This window comes from Streptomyces sp. NPDC059248 (assembly GCF_042753905.1).
GTDB lineage: Bacteria > Actinomycetota > Actinomycetes > Streptomycetales > Streptomycetaceae > Streptomyces.
Window position 1 is genome coordinate 1 of sequence record NZ_JBHYZV010000152.1, and the last position, 5,610, is coordinate 5,610.

The window sequence follows — 5,610 nt, forward strand, 5'->3', positions numbered from 1 at the left end:
GCCCCCGCCCGCCCCCCGACGCCCCGTCGCCGACCGGGACGCCGGAGCCGCCCCGGCCCAGCGGCTCGGCACCCGCGCCGACGGGATCGACCCGGCCCGTGCCGCCCCCGACGCCGACGCCGACGCCGACCCCGACCGAGACGTGTACGCCGTTCCTGTGGTGGTGCGTCTGACCGTCAGGGGCCTGATGGGCCTGATGGGCCCGGAGGTCTCGCGGTGGGTTACGCGGCTCCTCGTGCGGCACCGGTCCGTGCGTCATCAGCCCGTGCGTCCCGAGCGTCTTCCGTTCGCGCGCCGGGGGCGTTGATTACTCCTGTTACGCAGGTGACGTACGGGCCGCTTGTGGCGGAGCCTCCGGCGTCGGGCGCGTCGGGCGCGTCGGGCGCGTCGTTGACGAGGCGCTTCAACAGGTCCCGCAGAAGCACCTGCTCCACCGGGCTCAGCCCGGCCAGCGGCTCGCGGGCGAAGTGGGCCGCCTTCAGTGACCGGCGCAGCCGCCGGGTCATCTCCGCGCCCGCGTCCGTCGCCGCCGCGTGCTTCACCCGGCGGTCGTTCGGGTCGGGATGCCGCTCCACCAGGCCGCGCAGTTCCAGCCGGTCGATGATCCCCGTGATGTTCGACGGCTCGCACGCCATCCGGTCGGCCAGCTGCCGCATCGGCAGCGGCCCCTCGGTCAGCAGCGCCAGCACCTTCGCCTGCGCGACCGTGAGGGAGTGCTCGCCCGCGGCGTGCTCGTACGCCGTCAGGAAGCGGGAGACCACGCCCCCGATCAGATCGAGCACCTCGCCCGACACACCGTCCTCGGGCGCGGTGCGCCCGGTGGGCCGGTCGATGGGTTCGGGAGGGATATCGGGGGCCGCGGCGGCGCGTTCAGTGGGCATACCGGCCAGCGTACTCCGATACTTGACAACATGAAATATCTTTGATGGGATTTACTTCATCACTTGAATCTTTCTCTTCATGAAGCGCTACCGCGCAGGAGGCTCTCCCGGATGTCAGCACTGCCGAAGACCAGTCGTGAGTGGCACCTCGTCGCCCGTCCGCACGGCTGGCCGACGAAGGATCTCGTGGCGTTGCGCGAGGTCCCCGTCACCGAGCCCGCCGACGGCCATATCCTCGTGCGCAACAGCCACTTCTCCGTCGACCCGTATATGCGCGGCCGGATGAGCGACGCCAAGTCGTACGCCGCGCCGTACGAGCTGAATCAGCCCATGCACGGCGGCGCGGTCGGTGAGGTCATCGCCTCCGACGTGGCGGGCTTCGCCGTCGGCGACATCGTGGCGCACCAGCTCGGCTGGCGCGAGATCGCCGAGGTGCCCGCCCGGGAGGCCCGGAAGATCGACACGTCCCTCGCCCCCGCCTCCGCCTATCTGGGCGTCCTCGGGATGACCGGCCTCACCGCCTACGCGGGGCTGCTGGAGGTCGCCGGGATCAAGGAGGGCGACACGGTCTTCGTCTCCGGCGCGGCGGGCGCGGTCGGCGGCTACGTGGGCCAGATCGCCCGGATCAAGGGCGCCTCCCGGGTCATCGGCTCCGCCGGGTCCGACGCCAAGGTCGAGCGCCTGGTGAAGGGGTACGGCTTCGACGCCGCCTTCAACTACAAGGACGGCCCGGTCGCCCAGCAGCTCGCCGAGGCCGCGCCGGACGGTATCGACGTCTACTTCGACAATGTGGGCGGCGAGCATCTGGAGGCCGCGATCGGCGCTTTCAAGACGAAGGGCCGCGCGGCCCTGTGCGGCGCCATCTCCATGTACAACGCCACCGAGCCCGCCCCCGGGCCCAACAACCTCTACCTGGCCGTCACCAAGCAGCTGCGCCTCGAAGGCTTCCTGGTGACGGACTACTTCGGTCTGCTGCGGCAGTACATCACGGAGGCCGCGGGCTGGCTCGCCTCCGGTGAGCTGGTCTACGACGAGACCGTCGTCGAAGGCATCGAGAACGGCTTCGACGCGTTCCTCGGCGTTCTGCGCGGCGAGAACACCGGAAAGATGATCGTCGCACTTCCGGCCTGACGGGTTAGGGTCGTTCGACCAGCCGCCGCGGTCGTGGGCGCGAGCCGCGGCGCATGAGGGAGGGATCCATATGCCCATCCAGCAGTCCGACGTCGCCTACACGGCCGTCGCCACCGCGGAGAACGGCCGGGACGGCCGGGTCTCCACGGACGACGGCAAGCTCGACGTCGTCGTCAACCCGCCCAAGGAGCTGGGTGGCTCGGGCGCGGGCACCAACCCCGAGCAGCTCTTCGCCGCCGGTTACAGCGCCTGCTTCCAGGGCGCGCTGAGCGTCGTGGCCCGCCAGGAGGGCGTCGACGTCAGCGGGGCCACGGTCACCGCGGAGGTCGGCATCGGGAAGAACGCGGAGGGCTTCGGCATCATCGTCGGTATCTCCGCGCGGATACCCGACGTGGACGAGGCGCGTGCGCGCGAGCTGATCGAGAAGGCCCACGAGGTGTGCCCGTACTCGAAGGCGACCCGCGGCAACATCACGGTGACGCTCACGGTCGCGTAGCCCGCGCCGCTTCAAGGGCCCGTTTCAAGGCTCCGCGGACTTCACGGCCCCCGCGCCCGGCGAAACGCCGCGGCGCGGGGGCCGTGCCTTTTGGGATCGGGTCAGCGGGTCAGCGCGTCATGAGCGCGCGGGCCACCAGGGCGAAGGAGCCCTTGGGGTGGTCGCGGAAGAGCGGCTCGGTGCCGATCAGCACCGCGGAGCCCCGGCTCACCACCGCCGGCTTGCCCGACGCGTCCGAGGGGCCGCCCGTGCCGTCGGCCAGGGCCCGCCAGTGGCCCGCCACCAGCGGATTGCCCGTGGCGTACGACTGGTCGGTCCGCACCCCGTCGCCCAGGCCCGTGAACCACACCGGCGAGTAGACGAACGTGTGGCCCGGCGCCCCGCCGGTCAGCGCGCCGCCCGCGTTGGTGACCCGTACGACACCATTGGCGTCGCCGTTGCCCTCCACGGCCGTCGCGGTGATCAGCCCGGACTGGTTGCCGAACGTCGCGCCCGCCGCGCCGAGACCGGTGAAGGCGACACCGCTCGCGGCGAACGCGTCCCGCGCGGCCGGGGTCAGCGCCGACCAGCTCAGCCCGGTCGACACGATCAGCGCGTCCGCCGACTTCCAGTCAAAGCCCGCGTTGAGGACGGCGGTCGACACCGGGACGACGTCGAAGCCCATCTCCCGCAGGGCGAACTGCTCGCCCGAGGTCACCGCCGCGGCCACCCGGGTCCGCTTCAGCGGAGCGACCCCGCGGTCCCGGGTCGCCGCGAAGACGACCCCGTACCGGTCCGCGGCCACGACGGCCGCCTTACGCGCCGAACCCGGCACGATCGCCGCGCCGTCCCCGGTCCGCCGGACCGCGACCCCCTGAGCCAGCAGGGAGTTGAGCGCCGCCAGCTCCTTCGGGTCGTCGAGCCGCAGCTTCAGATCGCCCCACGGCGCCACATAGCCCGTCGGCGCCGCCGCGGCCACCGGACGGCCCACGATCCGCGGGTCGCCGTGCGCGACCCGGTCCACCGAAGCGCCCCACAGCAGCCCGAGGCTCCAGCCCGAGATGTCGTACATCGCCGACACATCGGCGCTGATGTCGCGCCCGGCGGCCAGCATCACATTGGCGATGCCCCGCTTGGGCTGCCGCATATCGACCACGTACGACCCGGCCGGATAGACCTTCCCGCCGAGCCGGAACGGCAGAACGGCCCGCTCCACCTTCACGTCGTTGGCGACCAGATGGTCCACCAGTCGGCCCGCCGCGACACCACTGCGCTGCCCGGAACCGGCCGGGATCACATACGCGCGCGGGAACGTGGTCGTGTACACGTCCTCGGGGCCGATCCCGGGCACCCCGGGCACCGTCTCCTCGGACACGGGCCGCTGCGCCTCGCCCGCTGCGCCCCGCCGGAACGTCTCGATCTGGTCGGCCAGTACCTGGTTCCGGTTGGTCCGGGTGAAGTCGAGCGTCGCGCGCATCGCCGCGCCCGCGATCGCCGTGTTGATCGTGGAGCGGCGGCGCAGCTCCTCCACCGCGAGGGTGTCGTACGCGCTGCCGTTGACCCGCATCGGGAACTCGATGGTGTGCGAGGCGACCGCGCCCTGGAACGGCATGTACTGCGGGGTGAAGATCGGCGGCCAGTCGTCCCAGCCCTCGGCCGAGTCGCGGAACGGGATCTCCACCGGCCGTACCCCGTCCTTCTCCGGGGTGTAGCCGAGCCCGTTGACCGCCTTCTCCATCCCGAGCGCGTTGGCGTACGCGTTCTTCAGGAAGAGGTCGTACTCGTAGTTCTCGCCGTGCGGCGGGGTCGTCGGCTCGATCAGCGTGCCGTTGACATAGCCGTGCAGATCCAGCATGACGGCGGGCTGCTTGTCGATGGCGATCTGCCGGACCGCCCGGGTCTCCGGCTGGGTGGCCGTGATGAAGTCCCGGTTCAGGTCGAAGCCGTTGGCGTTGGCCCGGGTCCCGGCGACCCGGCCGTCCGGGTTCGCGGTGACATTGAGATAGATCCGGTTCTTCGCCAGCAGGGAGACGGTCTCGGCGTCCTTCGCCTTCGCCAGCTCCTCGATGAGCTTCAGGGCCGCGTCCGTACCCTCCCACTCGTTGCCGTGGATGTTGTTGTTGATGAAGACGGGCGTCTTGTACGTCTTCTTGATCCGCGAGTCCCGGGCCGCGGCGGCCGGGGCATTCTCTATTCGCTCCCGCATCCGCTCCTGCTCGCGGGCCTCCCGGCCGCTCTCGGGCGCGGTGACGGTGACGAGATACAGCTCGCGGCCCGTCGTGGAACGGCCCGCGACCTCGACACTGACCCGGTCGCCCAGCTTCTGGAGCTCGTTCAGCTTCGGGGCGATCGCGTGGTACGGGACCAGGCCCAGCTTCAGCGACTTGTCGGACTGGTCGACGGGCGGCGCGGTGAGGACGGTCTTCCGCGGATAGCCCTCGGCGCGGTGGACGGAGTGGGAGGGCGCGGTCAGCGCGTTACGGGTGGCCGCGAGCGGGGCCTTGGAGAGGGCCGAGTCGGTCGCGCCCGTGTCGCGTACGGGATCGGGGCCCGTACCGCCGGGCACGGTGCCCGGCACGGACGGCGCGCCGGGGCGGGCCGCCGCGGGAACGGGTGCGAGGAGCACGGCGACGGCGAGGGCCGTGGTCGTGACCAGAACGGGTCTGGAAATGCCCATGCGTGGTTGCCTCCGGGGATCGGGGACGACCGCTGTGACGCAAGTGCACAGGTGTGCGGATGAGTCATCGCGTTCGATACGCAGGGGTCTACCGGTTGAGCCGCGGAACAATCAAGAGGGATAGGCCACGTATTTCCCCGTGCCGATGGCCGGGAGCCACCGGGAAGCCTCCCGGAGGGCCCCACCGACAGCCGCGACCAGGGCGAGTGAGCCGAAGGGCCGCGTCGTGGTCTGGAAGGAGAGCGCGCGCCCCGGCCCCCTCCAACCGGGCAGCCTCACCCCGGGACGGCGAGTGAGCCGAAGGGCCGCGCCGTGTTCTGGAAAGAGAGCGTGCGCCCGGGCCTGCTGGACCGGGGAGCCTCACCTCGGGATGGCGAGTGAGCCGAAGGGGCGCGTCGTGGTCTGGAAGGCCAGGCCGACGTGCCGCCCGAACGCGCCCAGCGCCT

General features: G+C 71.5%; 3 protein-coding genes and 1 pseudogene. 2 read left to right on the forward strand and 2 right to left on the reverse strand.

Annotated features, from left to right (window positions below; all coding sequences use genetic code 11):
• Nucleotides 1-386 precede the first annotated feature (386 nt).
• Nucleotides 387-881 (reverse strand): annotated as a pseudogene (locus ACFXG1_RS32795) (MarR family winged helix-turn-helix transcriptional regulator); the annotation flags it as partial.
• A 111-nt stretch (nucleotides 882-992) separates the two neighbouring features.
• Between ACFXG1_RS32795 and ACFXG1_RS32800 the strand changes: the two are divergent.
• Together ACFXG1_RS32800 and ACFXG1_RS32805 are read left to right on the forward strand one after the other, a co-directional pair.
• Nucleotides 993-2,012 carry an NADP-dependent oxidoreductase gene (locus ACFXG1_RS32800; RefSeq protein WP_384722375.1) on the forward strand — a complete coding sequence of 340 codons (1,020 nt, stop codon included), beginning with the start codon at nucleotides 993-995 and terminating at the stop codon, nucleotides 2,010-2,012.
• 70 nt (nucleotides 2,013-2,082) lie between these two features.
• Nucleotides 2,083-2,508 carry an organic hydroperoxide resistance protein gene (locus ACFXG1_RS32805; protein ID WP_384722373.1) on the forward strand — a complete coding sequence of 142 codons (426 nt, stop codon included), beginning with the start codon at nucleotides 2,083-2,085 and terminating at the stop codon, nucleotides 2,506-2,508.
• Nucleotides 2,509-2,617: 109 nt separating this feature from the next.
• On the opposite strand, the gene ACFXG1_RS32810 is transcribed toward ACFXG1_RS32805, so the two are convergent.
• Nucleotides 2,618-5,164, reverse strand: coding sequence for a M14 family zinc carboxypeptidase (locus ACFXG1_RS32810; protein ID WP_384745823.1), 2,547 nt, complete (start codon nucleotides 5,162-5,164; stop codon nucleotides 2,618-2,620).
• Between the last annotated feature and the right edge of the window lie 446 nt (nucleotides 5,165-5,610).

Bases quoted from the DNA above. Each gene is read 5' to 3' on its own strand.
- ACFXG1_RS32800 (WP_384722375.1), top strand. From the start codon at position 993: ATGTCAGCACTGCCGAAGACCAGTCGTGAGTGGCACCTCGTCGCCCGT.
- ACFXG1_RS32805 (WP_384722373.1), top strand. From the start codon at position 2,083: ATGCCCATCCAGCAGTCCGACGTCGCCTACACGGCCGTCGCCACCGCG.
- ACFXG1_RS32810 (WP_384745823.1), bottom strand. From the start codon at position 5,164: ATGGGCATTTCCAGACCCGTTCTGGTCACGACCACGGCCCTCGCCGTC.